The following is a 22,656-nucleotide window of genomic DNA, read 5'->3' as shown; positions in this document are numbered from 1 at the left end:
AGGTTATTGTAATATGAGCACTGTAGAATTAACATTAAAACAGCAGCCTGAACTTTACCTTGAAACAGAGAAGATATCCCCTGATTCATTTGCCGGAAAGTCAGCTGATGAGATCGCTGCTCTTGATGTTTATGAGGGGAATCTTACCCATAAACTCGGTGATTATTTCACAATCTCCGGAGCTCCGGGTGAAACAGCACAGGATACTGTCATCAAAGTCAAAGGCGATCTCCTTCGTGTCAAGTGGATTGGCGCAAAGATGACTGCCGGAAAGATTATTATTGATGGTAATACTGATATGTACACCGGCGCTTTCATGGAGGGCGGCGAGATCACTGTAAACGGCAATGCCGGTCATTTCACAGCCCTCGGTATGAAGGGTGGCAACATCCACATCAAGGGCAGTGCAGGCAACTACCTTGGTGCTGCATACCGTGGAGACTGGCGTGGTATGATGGGCGGAGTCCTCCGCGTTGACGGTGATGCAGGCAGCGATGTCGGAACTTTCATGCGTGGCGGTGAGATTATTATCGGCGGAAATACCGATGTTCACGTAGGTACTCACCAGGAAGGCGGAAAGATAGTAATTAAAGGCAATGCAAAGAGCAAAGTCGGCGGTCAGATGGTCAAGGGCGAAATAATTGTTTTTGGCACAATTGACGTCATGATGCCAGGATTTGCGCACCGCGATAATATTGATCTAGAAGTAGATGGCACAAAGGCTAACTTTAAGCGCTTTGAGGGAGATCTCGGCGAGAGGCACCCAAAGTCTAAAGGGGTTGTCACCTATGGACAGCTATATATAAAAGCCTAAATCTTTTTTTTGTTTGGGTATCATGACAGTTATACCCAAATTAATGCAGAATAATTACCTTCAGGTTTCTTCCGAATCGGCAATTGCATATCTGGATACAGCCGGTTTCGTTGCCGGAATGGCAGTGCCGGGTATGAATTAAAAAAAGGGCGTGCTGATATTATCAGCTTCTCTTATCCGTTGTTATTTCTCTTATATTCTTATGGCAGTCCTGATCTCTGCCGGATTATTCATGGTACCTGTAATCCTTTGCGTAAATTTTTCCTTTTGGTTTACGGTTGGCATGGTCGCCTGTAAATTCAAAAAATCCGGCTTTAAAATCATCTAATTCTTTTTTGCTGTCTTCAAGCAGAAATGTGGGCAGGATATCATATGCAGTGCCCCTGACAATACATACTCCGCCTTTCATGTTCGCACCCGGAATTTCGGCATCCTTTCCGATTATGAGCTCTCCTCCGATCATCTCGGCACCGGGCATATTTCCGGCATTTCCGTCAACAACAATCTTTCCTCCCCAGAGTGTCTCGCCAAGGAAATCCCCGGCATCTCCATTTACATGGATAAGGCCGCCTCTCATGCCTTTCTTTTCACCGCGATATCCTGACCCGCAGTAGAGTGCGGCATTGCCTCTGCATATTATCTCTCCGCCTCTCATCTCCCTGCCGAGCCATGAATCCGCATTGCCCTTTACTTCAATCACACCTCCGGCCATGAAATTTCCGCAGTGCATCCCTATATCACCCTCAACAGTGATCTTTCCGCCGGTCATGTATTCGCCGATTCTCTTCACCATTGAACAGTCCCCTAAGAGAATTATATGAACATCATCAACAGATTCCGCTTCACCTTCTATCTCCACAGTGAACAGGTCTTCGAGTTTATGCTCCTTATTCCCTGACCAGATCCTGACTTCTGAGAGGTCGCTTTCCAGGAATGTTTCGGTTGTTATCTTTTCAGCTTCTACCGGAATATATGGATTTTTGACCTCTTTTCTCTTCAGCTTTACAGTCTTCATAGTCCTGTCTCCGTCTCAATGCAGATATTCCTGTTGAGGTATTCGTTTTCAACCGGATAATTGGCCATATTTACAGTATAATATCTCTCAAATCTTTTGATAAATTCCGGATCTTTTGAGATGTCATATTTTTCGGGAATCTTTGGTTTTACCCATATTGTTGCATTGTCTCCGAATACGAGACAGTTTCCATCTCTTGATACTGTCCTGCCGCGCTTTATAGTATGGGTGGTGACTGCAAGACCTTTTATCACCTTCTCATATTCCTGTGCAGGATCTATCTCTCCGGTTTTTACCGGATATATTGCTATGTCGGCTTCTGCTCCAATTCCAAGGTGCCCTTTTCCGAGTTCAGCGATGCCAAGCGCTTTTGCCTGTGCGGCCCTTGTCATTACAGCGATCTCATTCCAGTCCATCTCCCTGTCAAGTGAAGAAAGGAATGTACGTTTTCCAGTATCTTTCTGTAATGTTGATAACTCTTCATCTCTGTACTTGCTGCTCATAAGAAGGGCTATCACTTCAGGATATTTTACAAACGGTGCTCCGTTCGGGTTATCGGTTGCAAGCATGCACTGCCAGGGGTTTTTAGTCATTAGTGCAAGTTCAAGACCTATTGCCCACATGATTGAGTTTACGAGGTTTTTCTTAGAGTAGATTACCGGAATTATGCCTGATCCTGTCTCAAGCTCAACGTCATGATTGCTCCATTTGTTGTTGTACAGCCGGTATAGGTTAAACTCCATCGGGCCGTCGGCTGTCATTGTCGTTGTCTTGCCAAACATAACCTGCCCCATATCGATTGCTATCTGCGGTTTTCTGTTGATCATCCAGGCGACATCATCAGCTTTTGAGCAGAAATCTGCCCAGGATGACCCGCCGTAGGAGTGGAACTGGACATGGGTCATATAGAGGGTCTGACGCTTTTCGTTAAGGTCTGGTGTCCTCTGCATCATCTCAAGCGTGCATTTGTAATTGCCGGGTTTGCCCAGGTTGTTTGTATGGAGGTGTGCCGAATGGGGCAGATTAAGGAGTTCATTTGCACGGACAAGGTAATCAACGATCTCTGCCGGAGTGACTCCGAAGTGATCCACTTTACTGTGCATACATCCAACGTCCTTACCCCACCCCCACATCTCGGTCCCGCCGGGATTTGTAATTTTAACCGCAAATCCCTTTACGGCTGCAAGTGTCCAGCCAACGATAGCCGCAACTTTCTTTAAATCCTTCTCGGCGACTGCCTCCATGACTGCCCAGTTGCCGTCAAAGAGTGTGTTTGCCATTGTGTCCTGGAGGGTGTTGTAGGAAAATTCTTCATGAGTGTGCCTTGCCTCAAGGGGTGCCATTGCACCTTCAAGAACTGTGGTATATCCGAGACTGCTGTATCTGTAGGTATTTGCATATACAGTCGGGACACTGTATCCTGAAACAGGGTACATGTACTTCTGTGCCCTCCCACGTCCGGCACGCATATCCTCAGGACTCATGTAGCGTCCGAAGTTCACTTTCGTGCCGCAGATATGGGTGTGTGAATCGACACCGCCCGGGAGCGTAAGGTTGCCCTTTGCATCAATGACATTTGAGGAATCCTTCACCGATTCAACGATTTTACCGTCTTTGACGGCTATGTCCATAATTTCACCGTTAATTCCGTTTAATGGATCGATGACAAAGGCGTTTTTTACCAGAAGTTCACTCATTGTTTTTTCACCTCCAGAAGTTTTTTGTATATTCTGTCGATAATTTCCCTGTCATTTGGATGAACTGAATCTATCACTTTCTTTGTTCTGAGGGGTATGCCGTCCATTCTGTATGCTGTGCCCGGAGTTTCAATTCCGGTGACTGCAACGGGGATCTGAACATCACTCAACAGGGTTGTGCAGTTGATATGCGGGTCTATCTGGATTACAGGAATTTCTGCCATATGCTCTGCACATTTTTTTGGCATATGTGCAGCGGGATCACTGGCAACGACAAACATGGCATCGCACTCTTTTTTCGCGAGAATATCAACTGCTGTTGTCTCTCCCGGGTTGTAAAATGCTATTCCTCTGCTGAAATCAACGCCGTAAGGGTACCCTGTAAGCCATGTCATCACCTCGTTTGATCCGTAAACATTCCAGTGTCCACGCATAGCGCTTATGGTGAATTTTGTGTGCCGGCAGAGCAGGTCGGTCAGTTCAATGGCATTACGGATGTTTTTGTATTTGTTCCTCGACATTGTCAGGCCGAGGCCAAAGAAGATCGCTCCGAATTTTGCCTCCAGGCACATTTTGGCAACCCTTTCAAGCTGGCTTTTGGCAACTCCTGCAACATAATCCGGTAAAATATCTCCTTTGCCCCTGATTATTGCCCTTAATGCTGAAAATACAGCATAATCTCCGCCGGGTTTTATCTGGATGAACTCATCTGCAAGGTTTGCCGATTCTGTCTTTCTGACATCTGCGACAATCAGTTTTCTCTCCCTGAATGCATTGTCCAGAAAAAATCCGTCTGCATAGTTGGTGTATCTGCTCATATGCCGCGGGTGTGCCTCCACGGGATTTGCTCCCCAGTATATTATAAGGTCTGCCCTGTTCTTGACCTGTCCGAGTGTGCATCCCGGATGTCCGACTTCCTGTATTGCAAGGATGGACGGGCCGTGGCATATGGAGGACGTGTTGTCAATAACGCCACCTAAGAGTTCACAGAGGTGCACACCTGCGCACTGCGCCTCCCCCTGTGTTCCACTCCATCCGAAGAGAAGCGGTCTTTCAGAATCTTTGAGTATATCTGCCGCAATGCCTATCGCCTCTTCATATCCGGTCTCCCTGAACCTGTCACCGTCTTTTATAACCGGGTTGTTCAGCCTTTCGGTATGCATGAATTTGGCTTCTGCAAGGGCACATCCGTTATCGACACCGGTGACTCTGTTACCCTCAACGGTAACTGTGAGGTCATCGCAGAGGCATCCGCAGAAGGGGCAGATTACATCCGTTATTTTCATGGTGCTCTTCCCCCCATATCTTTGAACAACTCTTCTACTGTTTTTAAATCTTCATCTGTACTCTCAATTCTGACAAATGTTGATTTGTAGTCCGGCATTCCTGTTCCGTGTGTGTCATGGGAGGTTATGACATTGCAGTAAGGGCCGTAAGCGATGAATATCATGCCTGATGTGAGGGTTTTATCCTCAACCGCCCTCATGACGACTTCTCCGTAACTGCTGATTAATTTAATATGACTTCCTTCGTTTAGTCCGAGATCCATCATATCGAGCGGATTCATTCTGCATGCAGATGTCTCTCTCTTATAATCCGCTGAGAGTTTTCTTTCGACCCCCTCTCCCTGTTTAACAGTTCTTCCGGTAATCATGTGAAATTTCATATGGATCTCCGATTCTCCGGCAATTATTCCGAAATTTAATATTTATAATGCTGAGTAATAACTACTTATTTCGCAATTAAATTAAAGGTTTGTTCTTTGTTTGAATTTAAAAAAACGTAGTTTTATCTTATATGTTAATTATTGTGTGATGTTAATTAAATTCCATGAATAATTTTTATTTTTTTTGAAATATTTCCCCGCTGTTTTTAGATCTCTCTCTGAGAGGCTGCGGGTTTAATGGAATTTGTATTTTATTCTTAGATTCCTGATTTCAGCTGCTTATTTTCTATGCTGTTAAGATATTTGGTATAATCTCATGATGTTGTGTTATTCCGGAAAAAGGATTTTTTCCTTTTTTTTTAAAACCGTAAGCGATTAGACTTTTCTTATATCTCCGGTTTTTGAAGTGTCATATCCGCCAAGTGAGGTCAGCTGCGCTCTGAATTTGTCACTCTTTATTATCTCAAGTATTGCTTTTATTCTCTCGTCTTCTAAGAATTTTGCCGGTATTGCCAGTTCATATCTCTCCTTTGCAACCGGACTGAACTTCAGGCCAAGTGCCTTTGCTGCACTATATACGCACATTCCCCCGTCTGCCTCACCGTTCTTAACCGCAAGCGCGACATCGAGATGTGTAGTCATCTCTCTCTCATAGCCATTGACGGCTGAAGGGCTGATTCCATTCTCTCTAAGTATGTAGTCAAGCAGTATTCTTGTACCTGATCCCTTCTGCCGGTTAACATAGCTCAGTTCAGTTATTTCATCAAAACCAGCACCTGATATTGATGCAATGCCCTGCTCCCTCTCTGCAACACAGAATAAAGAGATCTCCTCACCTGCCAGATACTTTCTGATATAAGGGACATTGTAATCACCGTCATCTGAGAGGAGGTGGACGGGTGCGGCGTGGCAGTAGCTCTTCTTAAGCGCTAAAACTCCACCCATGCTTCCGGAATGAACAGAGAATACCTGAATGCCCTTCTCTGATGCAAGGCTTGCAAGATAGTCGAGGCATGGATCGTGGCTGCCGACTATCAGCAGGGAGTTTTCAGCAAGGTCGGGTGTAACGGTGAAATTTGCCTCTGTTTCCTCTCCGGAAGAGATTCCTTCGGATTCTGCCGGAATTTTAATGTATGCGTTTGCCCTGACGGCAGACATCTGAACACCTGCACCTCTTGACATGGGCACGCCGATATAGCGCCCGCCTACCTTTCCGACTGACATCATAACGAATTCATCAGTTCCGATTGGTGAGTGGAGCGATGTTGAGAGTTCAACATTGGTTTTGTACCTGTACGGAACTTTGAATCCATAACTCTCAACCATAGGCATTACTATCTCACGCATGATGGTCATGGCGGCGAGGGGATATCCGGGCAGTCCGATTACGGGCTTGCCGTTTATTCTGCCGATTATTGCCGGTTTTCCGGGTTTTATCGCTATGCCGTGAATGAGAACTTCGCCAAGTTCTGCAATAACAGACGCTGTATGGTCTTTTGTTCCGGCAGAAGATCCTGCCGATGTTATGAGGAAATCGTTCTCTTCAATCCCTTTTTTTACTGCATTTTTGATTAGGTCAAAATCATCTTCTACAATCGGGTAGCGGGTGAAGTCAACGCCTGCTTCACTGAGCATTGCTCCTGCCATGATGGAGTTGCTGTCTATCACCTTTCCGGGCTCAGGTTCACTTCCCGGCTCAAGCAGTTCAGAACCTGTCGGTATAATTCCGGCTCTGAGCGAGAGAACATCGACTTCTGATATGCCGTAGCTTGCAAGGGCGGCAGTGTCGTTGAATCTTATCCTGTGCAGTGAGGGGATTATCATCTCTGACTCCCCGATGTCCTCACCGACAGGGCGTACATGCTGATAAGGTGCTGCCGCTTTTCTTATGTCAAATCCGCCTTCAGCTTCCCAGGTGTCCTCGATCATTATGACTGCGTCATAGCCGGACGGGATGATATTTCCAGTGTTTAATCGCTTAAAATCTGTAATTAGAACCGGTTTTGTCTCGGCTGCGCCTTTTGTCTCTTCTGATTTTACTGCTATGCCGTCCATTGCAGAGAGGTGGAGCATGGGGACGGAGTACTTTGAAAAGACCGGACCTGCTGAGATCTTTCCGTGTGCATCCATAAGGGTTGCCTTACCTCTGCCAGGGGTCAGTGTGAATTCCCTCTTTATTGTATCCTTTGCTTCTTTTAAGGAGACCATGTCAAGATAGCGTTTTACCACAGGATCACCTCCACCTGCTCTCCCGCTTCAAGACCTTCGGAGCCTGCCGGGATTTTTAATACTCCGTCACTGTTGATAAGTGTGTTTAACAGCCCGGATTTTCCAAATACTGGCACTGCACCCTCAGGAGTTATCTTTACCCGTATGTAGTCCTCTCTTCCCTGTGCGGATGAGATATTCTGTATAAGGGTCAGGTTTTTTGTTCTGAACACCGTCTCCTGATCCCTGTATGCGTCAAGCAGTCCGGATATGAGTATGTGAAGTACGACATAGGCGGATGCGGGATGTCCGGGAAGCCCGATTACAGGTTTATCGAGTGCTTTTCCGATTATGGTCGGTTTTCCGGGTGAGATGGCAATGCCGTGTATCAGGACTTCTCCGAGTTCACCAATAATCACTGATGTGTTGTCCCTGAGATCTTTGGAGCTGCCTCCGGAGATGAGAACTATGTCGCACTCTTCTGAGGCTTTTTTTACAGCCGAAAACAGCGTCTCCCTCTCATCTGCGACAATGCCGTATCTCTTAGGTATGCAGCCGTGCTTCTCTGCAAATCCTGAGCATAGCATTGAGTTTACGTCCCTTACCTTGCCGAATCCGGGCACCTCTCCGACAGGTACGAGTTCGTTTCCGGTTGAGATAATGCCGACAACCGGTCTTCTGAATACACTGACTTTTAAAAATCCAAGTGCTGCAAGCACACCACATTCCTGTGGCCTTAGAGTTGTTCCTGCTTTTAGAACAACTTCAGATTCTGCAAAGTCCTCATCGGCAAAGACGATGTTTTCACCGTCTGCCATGGGGCGGTAGATGAGCACCTGATCGCCTAACTCTTCAGAGTACTCAACCATTGCAACCGCATTGGCACCATCCGGAACATTTCCTCCGGTCGGGACATATGCGCAGCTGCCGGGTTTTATATCGGATGCTGCCGGCTGACCCATCTCAACCCTGCCGGAGTAGTCAAGCATTGCGGGGAGGGATTCTGATGCGCCAAGTGTATCTTTGGAAAAGACTGCATAGCCATCGACTATGGACCTTGAAAAACCCGGGAGATCCATTGGAGAGGTGATATCCTCTGACAATGTTCTTCCATGAGCTTCTGCGAGGTCTATTATCTCTGTCTCTCTTTTTCCGGCTATGCTTTTTAATGTGATTTTTGCAGATTCTACTGATTTTAGTGATAAAAACAGGCTCATTTAAAGCAGCCCAGCTGACATTTTCTGATCTTTATGCTGTTTGCATTGCAGAATCTTGCAATGTCGATCTTTCTTATGTCATATTTTTCGCAGATGTCAAATGCCTGCTGACACTGGATCATATCTGTGATGCCGGCTTCTTCAAATGCTTTTGCGATTTTTATTTTCAAATCTTCGTCCATATATTTAATCTGATCTTTGGATAAGAATAGTTTATCGATATCTCTGAACTTTTGAAGAATGTAATGTTGTTCTGGATTATTTGGTTGTTGTTGATATTTCGGAATAATCTACTTTGTTAATTTGATTAAATTTAAAATCGTAAATGTTAAGTTATATTGTAAACTATGTTGATCTGCCGACCCTGTAAATATTACGGGTTAAATGTTCTTGAAATGGGATTAAGTTGGCAATGCCACAATGACACCGCTCTAATCTGCCGGAATTATATCCGGTTTTCTTTTTTTATGATTTATAATCCTTAATCGTCCTTTGGACCTGAGATTTTGTTATTACGTTTGTCTGCTGTTATTCCCGTTTTCTGTTCTGCAACTGCCGATTTGATCTCATTAAGGAGGTTTTTAAATTCCTCTTCCGTTATCCCGGTTTCAGAAAATCTCTGTTCTTCTGTGGATTTTATGATTCTGGTTACTGACTCGCCTATACCGGTCTGCCCGGCTGAGAGGAGACAGTCTCTGCATTCCCTGTCCGAGATCTCTTCTCCTGAAGAGAATTTATATGATATATTTCTCCTGAGTGCTCTCACCGCCATGCTGACGGCTTCTTTTTTATATCCCTGCATGAAGAGCCGTTCTGCATCCTTTAAAAGATCAGGCTCTCTTCTGCTTAGGTCATCGGGCGCAGGAGTTTCTCTGTGAATGTTACCCGGGTATTCTGTTATTACTGAATAGTATACATAGACTGCAATGGCATTGGCGGAGGCAAAAATAAGTAACAGTATGGGCATTACCCAGAATGGTACAATATCGTCCTTTTCCAGAGTGACTGAGATTACAGTTCCGTCTTCTGATACTGCGTGTATTTCTGCTGCATATATGCCCTTTTTGTATGTGAGTTTCAGTTCTGAATGAACCGCCGGACTGCCGTACAGTGAGATATTTACTTCGGTATCTGCTCTCTCAAATCCCTCTGCCTCTGTCTCTGTGATTATACCTGCCAGTGTTGCATTTTTCAGGAAGTCCTGCGGCAGAGTTATTGTCGCATTTGTCTTTTCAAGAATATTTTTTACTTCTCCTTCATCTACAGTGCCTGATACTGATACGGTTTTTTCATTGCCGTTTATGTATGCCGAGTAGAAACAGCCTGAATTTTCTCCTTTGGGATTTGCTGCAAATGAGGTTTTTGAGAAATTCTGTTCATACAGTGAACTGTTTATTCCGTTAAGTAATGTGTCATTATATGCGGCCCTTACTATTGCGTTTTTCCTGAACTCTCTCTCTATCTCCTCTTCCATAAGTGTCTTTTTCAGTGCGGATGAGTCGGAATACTCTTCTTCGGCTCTGATTTCACCGCTGCTCTCTCCGGGAGAATATGACGGCTTCTCCTGACTCTCTGCTTTTATCCCTGAAGTGCCTTTTACCGGCTCTGAGTTTAACGGGCTGTCACTGTTGTCTTCATCCGGACTGCTGGCAAAGCTTATGCCTATTCCATTCAGTTCCGAGCTGTATACAGGTGAATTTCCGTATTCAAACGAGATGTCTATTAAGAGGTCCCTGTTCTCTCCTGAACTTCCGGCTGAGACGTAATATGTCTCCTCTCCTGAAAATGCCGTGACCTGTTTTCTCTGTGAGGATGAGTATTCTCCGGTATTTGGGTCTTTAACCTTTAACACAAGGGTTCCGGGAAGATCCTTTCCGAGGGTGTTGGTGATTTTAACAGGTATCTGTGCCTCCTCATCTGATGAAAAACCATAATGTGCAGAACCTGTTGAGATGAATACGGCCTCTTCTGCACTTGCCGTTACGGTCAGTGCTGCTGTGAGCAGCAGTATGAGGAGGACTGGTTGAATTTTCAAGGGACTGCCTGCCTCCTTCCGAATGCTTTCAGTATGGCGGCAATCAGTGCGACCGCAGCAATCAGATAGAATATGTAATCTATGTCACTCTCCTCTGCCTCACGGATTATTGCCTGGTTCAGCCCCGAATAGATCTCACTTAGTGTCTCTTCATCTACTGATCTGAAGTATCTGCCGTCTGTCTCTTCGGCGATTTTTTTCAGTATCCCTTCATCCAGGTTGGCATAGAGGGGATTTCCGAATGTGTCATAGTCATAAAGGACAGGTTCGTCCGATCCAAGGCCGATGGTGAAGACCTGAATGTTCCGGTTTTTTGCAAATGATATGGCTTCTTCAGGGGTAATACCGCCTGCATTGTTCTCACCGTCTGATAACAGTATGACGACCTTTCTTCTGTCAGGTATGGAGTCGGCCATGTCAGCCGCAAGTGCGAGTCCGTCACCTATCGCCGTATTTCCGTCTTTTATGCTTACTGCCATCAGTTTTCTGCCGGTTTTTTCCTTGTCGGGGCTCAGGTAAGCGGCTGATGCCGCCCCGGAATCAAACGTCACGACTCCGGCAAAGTCCTTTTCTCCAAGGTTTTCTATCAGTGTGAGGGCGGACTCTTTTGCCACCTCAAGCCTGTCGGGTTTATAGTCGGTTGCATGCATACTCCCGGAGACATCCATTGCAAGGACGACATTTACTCCCTCTTTTTCCGTCTCAAGCGGCATATGCGGCCCTGCAAGCCCGGTGAATATCAGTCCGGATGCCAGGAGAAGGAGTATGAATACGGTATTTTTCGGGCTGAGAAATTTTCTTCTCCGGGTTTTATCTTCTGCCGCTGCCGCCTTTGCAAAGGAGAGTTTTGAAAATTCAAGGGCTCTGCGCCGGCTGTGCTTTTCGTGGTATATGTAGTAATAAATCAGGCATGGTATCAGGAGCAGTCCTGCCAGAAATTCCGGGTGGTAAAATCCGGACATTTATGCTGTCCTCCGGAAAAATGCTGAGAGTTTCAGATGAAGATCCCTGTAAGGGTCGGATGTTATAATGTTTAACTCCGGAATTCTGTTCTTTCTGAATAATTGTGAGAGATCTCTCTGGTATTCTTCTGTTATCTCCCTGTACCTTTCCCTGAAATTCCTGTCAGATGTATCGATCATCATCTGTTCACCTGTTTCAGGATCTGAGATCTCCACCAGGCCAATGTCCGGCAGTTCAGTTTCATGACTGTCTGATACTCTTATTGCCTGAACGTCATGCTTCTTTCCAAGGAGTGATATGGCCTCTGAGAAATCAGGTGAGTCAAAGTCTGAGATGATTATAATATGGCTCTTCCGTTTCAGTCTTGAGAGGAGAAATTCTGCGGCATTTTTTATGTCAGTTCCCTTTGAGGCTGTTTTGTGTGAGATTATTGTGTTTATGGCCAGTGCGGAGTGTCTTCTTCCCTTGCGTGCCGGAATAAATCTCTCTATTTCATCGGTGAATAAGAGGATGCCTGAAGCGTCTCCGTCTTTTAGTAATGAGTAAATTATTGTCGCTGAGATCTCAAGGATTTTTAATTCCTTTGAAACCCCGTCCCCGAAGGAGGATGATGCCGAACGGTCGATCATCAGATATACTGCCCTCTCCCGCTCTTCGTTGTATATTCTTACATGGGGCTTTCTGTATCTTGCAGTGACCTTCCAGTCCATTGTTCTGATGTCATCACTGTATTCGTATTCCCTTATGTCCGCAAGATCGATGCCGCCTCCCCTGAGTAGAGACCTGTGAATGCCCGTCTGTGTTCTCTCTGTCCGGCTGCGGCTGATTATTCTGATTCTGCTGACAATTTCAAGGCAGTCCTCAGCAGAATATCCGGCAAATGATGAATAATTCTCTTCCTCTGTAATCTTCAAGGGATCTTCACCTTTGAGAGGATTTCATCAATTATCTCCTCTGTTTCAATTCCGTCTGCTTCAGCCCTGTAATTCAGGAGAATTCTGTGCCTCAGAACCGGATGTGCCATCTCCCTCAGATCGTCCGGGATGACATAATCCCTATTTTCCATCACTGCTTTTGCCTTTGCGGACAGTATCAGGCTTATCGATGCACGCGGTGACGCCCCGAATTCTATATAGTCTCTGAGTTCTATTCCGTATTTTTCCGGGTGCCTGGTTGAATCAACGATCTCAGCGGCGTAGTTCTCGACAAGGGGGCCGCAGTACACAGCCCTTATCTGCGACTGTATCTCCAGGATGTCGCTGTTGTCAATTATCTTCTCTGCTGCCGGGCTGAAGCCTCCCGTAAAGTTCCTGATTATCCGGATTTCCTCCTCTTTTGACGGGTAGTTCATCAGAAGTTTTAGCATAAACCTGTCAGTCTGCGCCTCAGGCAGCGGGTATGTGCCTTCTGATTCTATTGGGTTTTGTGTTGCAAGGACAAAAAAAGGCGGAGTTATGCCGTGCCTGTCGCCCTGTATTGTGACCTGCTTCTCCTGCATCGCTTCAAGAAGTGCGGACTGGACCTTTGGCGGGGCACGGTTTATCTCATCTGCGAGGATTATGTTTGAGAATACCGGCCCTTTTACCGTTTCAAAGGATGACTTTTCAAATCTGTATATTTTTGTGCCTGTGATGTCAGCCGGAAGAAGGTCTGGTGTAAACTGGATTCTGCTGTAGTTGCAGCCTGTGCAGTCTGAGAGGGTCTTTACAAGGAGAGTCTTTGCAATGCCGGGCACTCCCTCCAGAAGGACATGGCCTCCTGCTGCAAAGGCTATTATTAGTTCCCGGATTGCGCTCTCATGCCCGATGATTACTTTTTTTATCTCGGATTCAAGGAGGAGAAGTTTATCTGAATAGTTCTCCGGAGATTTATCCGGTTTGTTTTCATCTATCTTTGGCCTTTTATGTTTATCTTCCGGCATTAAATTCACGGATAAGTTATTGAAGTTAAATATTTATGAAATTATCATGTCCTGTGGCAGGATCTGATTTATGTTTGGCGTCATGCTGTAAATGTAGTTAATTTAACCCAAAAATGAATTATGGCATTAAATGTGAGGATTTATATGGTTTCTGAAATAGAGAGTTATTGGTTATTTCAAAATTATTTATATCTAATACTTGTTTAACTTCGGTTGGTTCTCATGGTTTCTGAAAGATTTAATTCGTTTATTCCGGTACTAAAAATTCTGGCTGTAATATTTATATTGTCTATATCTGTTCAGTTAGTTGGGGCGAAGAGTGCCTCTCTGCCTGATTATAACAATCTGTATATTCAGACTGCAAATGATCCCCGCTTTGATGACTGGGGTAACGGGACATACTGGTTCTGGTTCCCTGAAAATGCGGGCCTTAATACCCTGCATATTACTGATGATTATACTGACTCCTACGGGCAGGTTACCCGGACTGCGGAGATGTCAGGATCTTTTTATGTCACAGATACGGGGGGGATGAATTATAAAGATGACATTCTTCTTCTTCTGGCTGTAAATGGTTCTGTAAGTGATAATTTCTCAGTAAATCTCAGATGCAACGGTTTACAGTGGACACCCAATTCAACCGGACATACTCCTCCTGTAGAGAGCGAGGTCACTTATGTGAAGGACTGTCTGAATGCAGACTTTAATAAGGATAATTTCTCCGTTTATGGTGGAAATAACGTAAAGCAGAACTGGAAACTTTACAATTCCTCCGATTATCCGCTTTATTACGGGCAGGACGTCTCGGATACCGACAATTCTTTTAAGCTGATGTTTATTGATCTCAACGCCGGTGTTTTAAATGCGGAGAAACTCGGATATACTTCACTTAGGAACAGCGGTTCACTGAAGGTCAATTATGAGTTCCGAAACCTTGATGACTGTTATGCAGCATTCAATGTCTATGCCTATGCCAAAATGCCCGAATCTGACACCCGCAGTGTGGATAAGACTGTGCAGTGGACCAACAGGCTCAATGATGAGTCCGGAAGATCAGTCAGCGGATATTCGGTCTGGTCCCTCTTTGTTCCTAAACTGACTTCTGTAACTGTTTCTCCGGAATCATCGGTGGTTGAACCTGCATCTGGCCTTCAGATGACTGCAAAGGGTCTGGACCAGGGCGGCAATGAGATTCCGGGTGTAATATTTGACTGGCAGTCAGATGACCTCTCTGTAGGGACTGTTGATTCAGACGGCCTCTTTACGGCAGTCAGCCGGGGTATATGCAATGTAACCGCGTCAAACGGAAGCATAATCGGGAAGAGCCGGATCGTTGTCTCTCCGGCCGTATCTCCCCTTTACGTTGCTGGTGACGGAAGCGGCAATTATACAGCAATATCGGATGCAGTAACCTTTGCTCACGCAGGAACTGAAATTATTGTAAGAGACGGCATATACACAGAGAGTGTGGATATTCCAAGAACTCTCTTTATACGTTCTGAAAACGGGCCGGATAAAACATTTCTCGATCTCTCGGGACTTCCGGCAAATACTGACGGATTTGTATTCAATGCAGATTCTGTAAATGTTTCCGGCTTTAATATAACAGGTGCGTCCGGTGATGGCAGCACAGGTGGCTATGCAGTAAGGTTCAATTCAGCATCTGACAGTATCCTGCATAATAATGTGATCTCCGGAAATTCTGACGGAATATATTTCAATTCCGGCGATAACAATACAGTTTCCGGTAATGTTATCAGCTGCCCGGAGTCTGCTGATCACTATGCCCTTTCTATCAAGAAGAATTCCGGTGCGAATAAAATTTTCCGCAATTCCTTTTTATCCGGAAATCTGAAGAAAGCAGGGCAGTCGTCAGGAAATCTCTGGAATACACAGGATATCTGGCAGTACACCTATTCGGACGGTTCTGAAGTCTATCAGGGCAGTTCAAAGGTGGGAAATTTCTGGAAAGGTTATGCCGGTGTTTCCGGGGATAAGCCCGGTATCGGTTCCTCTGCATATGAAATTCCTGATGTCGGAACTGACAGTTACCCACTGATTTCACCGGTCTGCAACTATACATTCGGCTCTTCAATTCCGGCAGGGGATACATTCTATGTCGGCCCTGATGAGGATTTCAGGACGATTCAGTCGGCGGTCGATGCCGCAAATCCGGGTTACAGGGTCATTGTCAGGGACGGGACATACTATGAATCAGTCAGTATCCGCAAAAACCTGACAGTCCGCTCTGAGAACGGTGCCGGAGCAGTGACAGTTCAGTCTGCCGGTTACAGGGGATTTTTCCTGAATGCAGATGGGATTCTGCTTGACGGGTTTACGGTTTCAAATGTTTCAGATGAATCGGATTCCGGCGGTATTTTCCTGTATAATGCCTCAGGCTGCACAGTTGCCAACAATTCGGTCGGTGGTGACGGTGTGGGTATTGTTATAGACGGAGATTCGGACAGGAATATTATATCATTCAATACAGTCAGCCTGAACTCTAACAGTAAGAGAATGTTCTCGGTAAAATCTGCCGAATGTGGTTATAACCGGGTATGTGAAAACACTTTCTCAAAAGGAAAGGGGCCAAAGGATGAGGGTTCCGGAAATCTCTACAATACCACTGATGTCGTAAAGAATTATGTCTATAATGGCCGGCAGAGTTCCTCCTTCCTTGGCAATTACTGGACTGGTGCGGATAAGACTGATTCTGACGGAAACGGCATCGCCGACAGTCCTTATTCAGACGGTGTAACTGATAATTACCCGCTTGTATCTGAATTCAGCAGTTATTATCTGAACGGTGATTATAACGGAGATGTTACTGAAGACGTTCCGCTCAACCCTCCGGAGTGCACATTCATTGGTGTTCCCGGTTCACAGTCGGTAGTCGTGGACAATAGTTCCGGACATGCCACAGTATCAGGCAACAGCATAAGACTTTCAGAGAACGGTTTTGATATAATCATAAACACAGTCAATCCTCCGGGTGGAAATATTGGCTCGATAACGGGTGACATCAGTTCAGTTGAGATTGTTACGTCAGAGATTAGAACTAATTTCAACATTACAGGTGCAGCGGGAGGTTCTGTATCAGTGAACCTGACCGGACTTTCTCCGGGATCTGAAATAAACTCCTCTGTAAACAGAACTGTTTCGGCAGGTGATTTATCCGTATTCTCATCCATTGTCTCTGCCGGAGGGCTTAATCCGGGAGATATTGCATTTACACTTCGTATTGTAAAATCAGCAGGATTTGATGGTCTTGTAAACAATGCAAATGTAACTATGAGAATAGGTTCCGGGTGGGTTGATGCACACGGCGGACCTTCAGCAGTCCGCATTTTAAGAATTGCTGACAGCGGTGACGGCCAGGTGCTTTCGACAACCTTTACAGGTCCGGTTAATGATGTTTACACCTTTTACGGCTACAGCCCGTCCGGTCTTTCACTCTTCGGCCTGTCATCCGTCTCTGCTCCCACGCCGTCAGGAGATACAGGTTCATCAGGCAGCAGCGGTGGCGGCGGATCAGGTTCAGTCGGAGTTGTATTTAAGAAAGGGGTGACTGCCGGAGAGGTGATTGATTTCAGTATCGGTAAGACTGCCATATATGAGATCTCCATCGTTGCAGAGAGGGATATGAAGGAGATTATGCTCACCGCAGAAAAGGGCAGGATGCCTTCAGGAGCAGTGAAGCCGTCCGGAGATGTTTACCAGTATATCAGCGTAACGCTTTACAAGGCAGATCCGTCAGAGATTGAGAGAACAACTCTCAGTTTTGCCGTTGATAAGAGTGCTTTTACAGGCGGCTGTGATCCTGAACTGACTGAGCTTGTTTATTATAATGCTGATGAAGAGTCATGGCAGAGTCTCTCCACTGTTTATGATGGTGAGAGAGGCAGTTCATATGAATTCTTTGCTGACAGTGCCTCGCTTGGAAACTTTGCAATAGTTCTGCATAAGAGTGATGCCTCTGCCGGAGAGAAAGTTCCGGCTGAGACTGTAAAATCAGGTCTAACAGAATCAGAACAGTCATCAGGTGATGGTAACTCTGTTTCTGAAGGAGAGAATAAAGAAATTCCTGCCAGACCGTCAGGTCTTCTCTTCGGAGGTTGGCTTTCGGTAATTGGTGCAGTCTGTATTACTGTAATCCTGTTGTTTGCTTCAGTGAGGAGAAGAGAAGAATGAATTTCGCTAAGAGTTTAAAGGAAAAAATTTTGAGGTTATATATATGAGAATTTTTGTAGCTATGGACGATACGGACAATCTGAATTCACGCGGTACAGGAAGGCTTGCAAGGGATACTGCAGAAGCGATTATGAAGGAGTTTCATGTGGACGGGATTACAAGGCATCAGCTTTATGTTCATGAGGACATTCCGTTTACATCGCATAACAGCTGTGCTGTGATTCATGTCGAAGCCCGTGAGGTGGATGACAAGGAGTGGCTCTTTGAGACTGCAAAAGAGTGCATGCTCAATGATTTTATTGAGGGTAGCGATCCCGGTCTTGCGGTGGCATGTTCCGATGAGGTTGTTCCGCCTCTGATCGCTTTTGGCAGGGATGCACAGAGGGTTGTACTCAACCAGGAGAAGGCGAGAGGGCTTGCAAAGAATCTCGGCATCCGTCTTGAGGGGCTTGGCGGTACTGAAGACGGTGTCATCGGGACAATGGCCGGGCTTGGCCTTGCCAGAGGCGGCAATGACGGCAGGTATCTTCTCTGCGGCAGGATAAGAGAACTTATGGGGCCGGCTGAGGTTGAGGATTTTATCAATGCAGGAGTTGATGCCGTCTATACCATTGACGGGCATGAATTAAGTGAAGGGCATATTATAGTTGAGGAGGACAAATTTGCCAAAGCCTGCCCTGTGGATGGCAGGAAAATAATTTTTGTTGAGAATATTGACGGACAGTATCACGCTGTAAAGAGAGGATGACCGGAACAGATAAGTTCAGAAGAAGGGTTGGTATTGCCCTTGCAGTTCTGATTGTCTTTGCAGGGTCGATGTTAGCCCTTCAGGTCGGCGGTGAGGAGTGGGTAAAGGGTATAAGCCCCGATAAGATTACCCCGCTCTCCGATGCCGGGATGAAGGAGACCTTTTACCCGGGCGACTTCAATTACGGGCCACAGGAGTGGAGGCCGTATAAGACTCCCATGAATATCTCAAATGCTCCTTACGGGGACAATGAATGGTACCTGATGTTTGTAAAAGCCAATGCGACACCGTATGGCGGCAATCCATCCTTTCACAGGAGGGGAAACGTGCTTGTGAATTATTCATTTGAGAACCTCGCAGGTACGGCTGCCTTTCATGTTATCGGTTTTGATGTAACTGCAAAATGCAGGACAAACCAGCAGGACGGCTATGGCTCCTCTTCGTATTATGTTACCGGAAATTCTGCTGCCGGCAGTTCTCTTCCGTCATCTTCACCGATGAGTTCGTGGAATAATGTGGCTGTTCTTCCGCCTGGTGAGTATGATACTGATGAAGGAGTGGAGGAGTATTATTACTTCATATACTTTGATCCGCTCTCAGGTGGTGCCGGTTCTCTTCACATCACCGATGAGAATACCCAGGAGAGGATAAAGGGTGGTGTTATTAAGACCACTGAGCAGTCCGGAAGTTTTTATATTACCCATACGGGCGGCAGTATTGTGGATGATCTGCTTATTGTCGTCTGTGTCAGTGAGGTGCAGCCTGAGGATTTCAGGCTTGATATTGAGACCTCATTTGTAAGGAGGGAATAAATTTGCGTATTGATAAGTATTTTTCACTGAATGAGATTGCCCTGATGTCAATCTGCGGTGCAATGGTCTTTGTAATGAAGATTATATTCAAAATTCCGGTGCACATCCCCGGCCATTCCGGGATATTCTGGGTTATTCCGTTGATTGTCGGAGTTTCGATTGTGAAAAAGCCGGGGGCAGGGATATATATCGGGCTGATTTCAGGTCTTCTGTCATCTTTCTTCGGCATTGGCGCTCTTCATCTCTTTGATATCTTTAAATTTGTGGGTGTCGGTCTTGCCACAGATGTGTGCAGTGTGCTGTTTGCGTACCGTTATGACTCCATTGCTGTAGGCGTGATTACCGGTGCGGTTGCGAATATCGTTAAGATGGTTATAAATTATTCTTTGCAGCTTTTTGTGGGTGTTCAGCCGTTTTTTATAATTGTCGGAATTGGGATCAGTTCATTTACACATATTATCTTTGGCGGGCTTGGAGGCCTGATTTCGGTTTTAATTATCCGGAGGCTTACAAGAGCGGGTGTTATCGGTGAAAAGGAAGGATAATCCGCTGATTCTGGTGGAGTCTTTATCATATTCATATCCCCGTTCTTTATCTGAAAGGAAAAAAGAGGCGATATCAGGGGTCAGCCTTGAGATAATGAGGGGAGAGAGGGTTGTTCTCACCGGGCCGAGCGGTTCGGGGAAGTCAACCCTTATTCAGACATTTATCGGTTTAATTCCGCATTCCGGTCATGGGAAGATAAAAGGACGGGTCTTTGTTGATGGTCTGGATACGTCCGGAACTACGATACAGAATCTCTCCGGGATTGTCGGTTTTGTCTTTCAGGACCCTGACTATCAGATTGTTTCCAATGAGGTTGACTCCGAGATTGCTTTCGGGCCTGAGCAGTCCGGTATTTCTCCTGAAGAGATCGAGGAGAGGATTGCAGGTGTTTCTGCGGTTTTAAATATCACTCATCTGAGGGGCAGGGAGATATCAGAACTTTCGTGGGGTGAGAGGCAGAAGGTTGCCATTGCATCTGTTCTTGTGATGCGGCCGGCGATTATTGTTCTTGATGAGCCTTTGTCCGGTCTTGATACAGCTTCTGCTGCATCACTTCTTAAAAATCTCAGGACTGTGAGTGATGAATGGGATATTGCGGTTGTGATCGTTGAGCACAGGCTTGATCTGCTTGCCGGTTTTATGGACCGGGTCATTGTCATGGATGACGGGAGGGTTGTGTATGACGGCCCTGTTGCTGACTTTTCCGGAAAGTCAGATGTCTCAGATATTTCATTGTTATCGGGGACTGAAGGCTTTAAGGCAGATTCAGGTGAGGTATCCGGCAGTCCTGATTGTTCTCCTGTACTGGAGGCAGTTGATCTCTGCTACACCTATCCTCGCAGCAAAAGACCGGCTCTTATCTCTGTCAATGCCTCTTTTTATCCGGGTGAGGCTGTATTTGTCTGCGGGCCGAATGGTTCGGGGAAGAGTACGTTTATTAAACACCTGAATGGTCTTTTAATACCTGATTCCGGCTGTGTCCGCCTCTTTGGTGAGGATATTGCCGGAAGGACGGTCTCGGAGAATGCACATTATATTGCCCTTCTCGGACAGCATGCGGATTATCAGCTCTTTGAGGAGACTATTGAGGCTGAGCTTGCATTCGGGCCGCGTAATCTCGGCATGGATAAAAGAGCGATAGACAATTCTGTTGATGAAACAATGAAGCTTATGAATATCTCTCATCTTGGGAGGAAGGGCAGACCGCTTAAGCTTTCGATGGGTGAGAAGCAGAGGGTTGCAATGGCAGGGCATATGATTATGGATACTCCCATAGTTGTTCTTGACGAACCTACACTCGGCCTTGACAAAGTTTTAAAGATGCACCTGGCCTCGACGATAAATGATCTGAAAGGTAGAGGTAAGACGTTTATCATCATTACTCATGACATGGAGTTTGCCCGGCTTTGTGCTGACCGCTATCTCAGGTTTGAGAACGGGTGTCTTGCAGGCGGGGACAGTTAATCAGAGAAAAATGCAGAGATATTGATAGCTCCGGATAATATGAATAAAACTGGATATTCCAGCAGAATTTACTGATTTTTCCAATTAGTTTTTCCATCAGATTTTTCGATTGGATTCTTTGAACCCTGTGAGTTCTCTCTTTTCCGGGATTAGTATTATTTTTCATTTTTCATTTTTCTGTATAAATTTTGGATTTTTTTATTATGAGCGGTTATTTTGTCAAAAATAATTCCATTTAATTTGAAATAGAAATGTATTTATCTTACTTGGTCATCTATTCCTTGTTAATAAATCGATCTTTTTAAACATATATTATTGATTGATATATTTGCGATTATGTTTGTTGACGTAAATTTAACCTTTTCATTCGCGGGATATGGGCGAGTTTAAAACAAAATTTAAATTTATATATTTCCGCATATGGTGAAGGAGGTAAAATATGACACAAAAAAACAAAAAAAGTATACTGGGCATAGCAACTGTCTCTGCAGTTCTCTTAATGCTCATGCTCTGCATAACGCCGGTTTCGGCAACGGATACGTTCTCAAGTTATAAGCAAATCTATGTTCCTGTGGGAAATGATGCCGGGGCAAGATTTGATCATTTCGGAAATGAGACTTACTACTACATCTTTACAAAATCCGGTGGTGGACTTAACTCTATTCATATCTCTGATAATTATTCAGATTATGAAGGTGACGTTTACTCAAATAAGGGTAATTCAGGAACATTTTATATTACAGATACAAGCACAGATACACAGTATCATGATGATGCTATTTTGATGTTTGCAGTACCTAATTCAGATTATTTAAATAATGAATTTATGAGTCTGACAGTTACTACGTCAGGATATCAGTGGACACCAACTGGTGATGGTCTGAAACCGTCCAATCCAGGTTCTTATCAGGCAAATTACTTCAGTGAGACATTTGATACTAGTGACTTTTTAGGAGGTACATCCAGTTGGCGCCCATCTTCTTTATCAAATTATCCTGTTTATAATAATCAGAATGTGTCTGCTGGCGAAGAGTTCAAATTTATTTTTATTGACCTGAATCTTGGAACACTCAATGATACTGCACAGAGCCTTACTAATTATGGTGCTGTAAAGGTGGATTATACTATTTCAGATTATAATGGTGATGCTGTATTTGATGCATATGCCTACTGCAATCAGTCAAAACGTGGCCAGGGTGTTTCATGGACCAACAAGCTTTCTGATATACTTGGAGGCAACAGCTGCTGGACTATTGATTTTTAATAATTAATACCAGCTTTTAAATTTTCTTTTTTTGTACATTAATTTCAATTTATATGTGCTAGGGCTATATTCCGGAATCTGATTTCGGAACTCTT

At 45.1% G+C, this 22,656-nt stretch carries 18 protein-coding genes; 7 read left to right on the top strand and 11 right to left on the bottom strand.

Annotated features, from left to right (window positions below):
- Window positions 1–13: 13 nt before the first annotated feature.
- Window positions 14–814 (top strand): formylmethanofuran dehydrogenase subunit C, encoded by an 801-nt coding sequence (locus METLIM_RS14560; RefSeq protein ID WP_004079679.1) that lies wholly within the window; start codon window positions 14–16, stop codon window positions 812–814.
- 226 nt (window positions 815–1,040) lie between these two features.
- Here METLIM_RS14560 and METLIM_RS14555 read toward each other — a convergent pair whose 3' ends face one another.
- From METLIM_RS14555 to METLIM_RS14505, 11 genes are all read right to left on the bottom strand, one after another.
- Entirely contained in the window at window positions 1,041–1,829 is a 789-nt protein-coding gene (locus METLIM_RS14555) for a formylmethanofuran dehydrogenase subunit C (protein ID WP_004079677.1), read from the bottom strand.
- Window positions 1,826–3,526, bottom strand: a complete 1,701-nt coding sequence (locus METLIM_RS14550) for a formylmethanofuran dehydrogenase subunit A (RefSeq protein WP_004079676.1) — start codon at window positions 3,524–3,526, stop codon at window positions 1,826–1,828. The genes METLIM_RS14555 and METLIM_RS14550 overlap by 4 nt, the downstream gene beginning before the upstream one ends.
- Window positions 3,523–4,812 (bottom strand): formylmethanofuran dehydrogenase subunit B, encoded by a 1,290-nt coding sequence (locus tag METLIM_RS14545; protein ID WP_004079675.1) that lies wholly within the window; start codon window positions 4,810–4,812, stop codon window positions 3,523–3,525. Before METLIM_RS14545 ends, METLIM_RS14550 begins: the two co-directional genes overlap by 4 nt.
- Window positions 4,809–5,192, bottom strand: coding sequence for a molybdopterin dinucleotide binding domain-containing protein (locus METLIM_RS14540; protein ID WP_004079674.1), 384 nt, complete (start codon window positions 5,190–5,192; stop codon window positions 4,809–4,811). The genes METLIM_RS14545 and METLIM_RS14540 overlap by 4 nt, the downstream gene beginning before the upstream one ends.
- A gap of 375 nt (window positions 5,193–5,567) precedes the next feature.
- Window positions 5,568–7,421, bottom strand: a complete 1,854-nt coding sequence (locus METLIM_RS14535) for a molybdopterin biosynthesis protein (protein WP_004079673.1) — start codon at window positions 7,419–7,421, stop codon at window positions 5,568–5,570.
- Window positions 7,415–8,617, bottom strand: coding sequence for a molybdopterin molybdotransferase MoeA (locus METLIM_RS14530; RefSeq protein ID WP_004079672.1), 1,203 nt, complete (start codon window positions 8,615–8,617; stop codon window positions 7,415–7,417). The genes METLIM_RS14535 and METLIM_RS14530 overlap by 7 nt, the downstream gene beginning before the upstream one ends.
- Window positions 8,614–8,799: a hypothetical protein gene (locus tag METLIM_RS14525; protein WP_004079671.1), complete on the bottom strand. Its 186-nt coding sequence runs from the start codon at window positions 8,797–8,799 to the stop codon at window positions 8,614–8,616. The genes METLIM_RS14530 and METLIM_RS14525 overlap by 4 nt, the downstream gene beginning before the upstream one ends.
- Window positions 8,800–9,098: 299 nt before the next feature.
- A complete protein-coding gene (locus METLIM_RS14520; protein ID WP_004079670.1) occupies window positions 9,099–10,652 on the bottom strand; it encodes a hypothetical protein in 1,554 nt (517 codons plus the stop codon).
- Window positions 10,649–11,614 carry a vWA domain-containing protein gene (locus METLIM_RS14515; protein WP_004079669.1) on the bottom strand — a complete coding sequence of 322 codons (966 nt, stop codon included), beginning with the start codon at window positions 11,612–11,614 and terminating at the stop codon, window positions 10,649–10,651. Before METLIM_RS14515 ends, METLIM_RS14520 begins: the two co-directional genes overlap by 4 nt.
- Window positions 11,615–12,529: a DUF58 domain-containing protein gene (locus METLIM_RS14510; RefSeq protein ID WP_004079668.1), complete on the bottom strand. Its 915-nt coding sequence runs from the start codon at window positions 12,527–12,529 to the stop codon at window positions 11,615–11,617. It abuts the gene before it with no gap.
- Window positions 12,526–13,536 (bottom strand): AAA family ATPase, encoded by a 1,011-nt coding sequence (locus METLIM_RS14505; RefSeq protein WP_004079667.1) that lies wholly within the window; start codon window positions 13,534–13,536, stop codon window positions 12,526–12,528. Before METLIM_RS14505 ends, METLIM_RS14510 begins: the two co-directional genes overlap by 4 nt.
- A gap of 222 nt (window positions 13,537–13,758) precedes the next feature.
- Between METLIM_RS14505 and METLIM_RS14500 the strand changes: the two genes are divergently transcribed.
- The 6 genes from METLIM_RS14500 to METLIM_RS14475 all read left to right on the top strand — a co-directional run bounded on the left by METLIM_RS14500 (window position 13,759) and on the right by METLIM_RS14475 (window position 22,561).
- On the top strand, window positions 13,759–17,727 hold the full coding sequence (locus tag METLIM_RS14500) for a NosD domain-containing protein (protein WP_004079666.1): 3,969 nt from the start codon (window positions 13,759–13,761) through the stop codon (window positions 17,725–17,727).
- Between the two features lie 43 nt (window positions 17,728–17,770).
- Complete coding sequence (locus METLIM_RS14495; RefSeq protein ID WP_004079665.1) at window positions 17,771–18,475, top strand: hypothetical protein; 705 nt, start codon at window positions 17,771–17,773, stop codon at window positions 18,473–18,475.
- The gene (locus tag METLIM_RS14490) at window positions 18,472–19,287 is read left to right on the top strand and encodes a hypothetical protein (RefSeq protein WP_004079664.1); all 816 of its coding nucleotides are present in this window, start codon (window positions 18,472–18,474) and stop codon (window positions 19,285–19,287) included. The genes METLIM_RS14495 and METLIM_RS14490 overlap by 4 nt, the downstream gene beginning before the upstream one ends.
- 2 nt (window positions 19,288–19,289) lie before the next feature.
- Window positions 19,290–19,832: an ECF transporter S component gene (locus METLIM_RS14485; RefSeq protein WP_004079663.1), complete on the top strand. Its 543-nt coding sequence runs from the start codon at window positions 19,290–19,292 to the stop codon at window positions 19,830–19,832.
- Window positions 19,816–21,297, top strand: coding sequence for an ABC transporter ATP-binding protein (locus tag METLIM_RS14480; RefSeq protein WP_048146076.1), 1,482 nt, complete (start codon window positions 19,816–19,818; stop codon window positions 21,295–21,297). The genes METLIM_RS14485 and METLIM_RS14480 overlap by 17 nt, the downstream gene beginning before the upstream one ends.
- A 439-nt stretch (window positions 21,298–21,736) precedes the next feature.
- On the top strand, window positions 21,737–22,561 hold the full coding sequence (locus METLIM_RS14475) for a hypothetical protein (RefSeq protein ID WP_004079661.1): 825 nt from the start codon (window positions 21,737–21,739) through the stop codon (window positions 22,559–22,561).
- Window positions 22,562–22,656 lie beyond the last annotated feature (95 nt).

The sequence above is a fragment of the Methanoplanus limicola DSM 2279 genome, assembly GCF_000243255.1.
In the GTDB taxonomy this organism is placed as follows: Archaea; Halobacteriota; Methanomicrobia; order Methanomicrobiales; family Methanomicrobiaceae; genus Methanoplanus; species Methanoplanus limicola.
The sequence above is the reverse complement of the archived record's forward strand: the minus strand, read 5'-3'. Positions and strand labels throughout refer to the sequence as shown.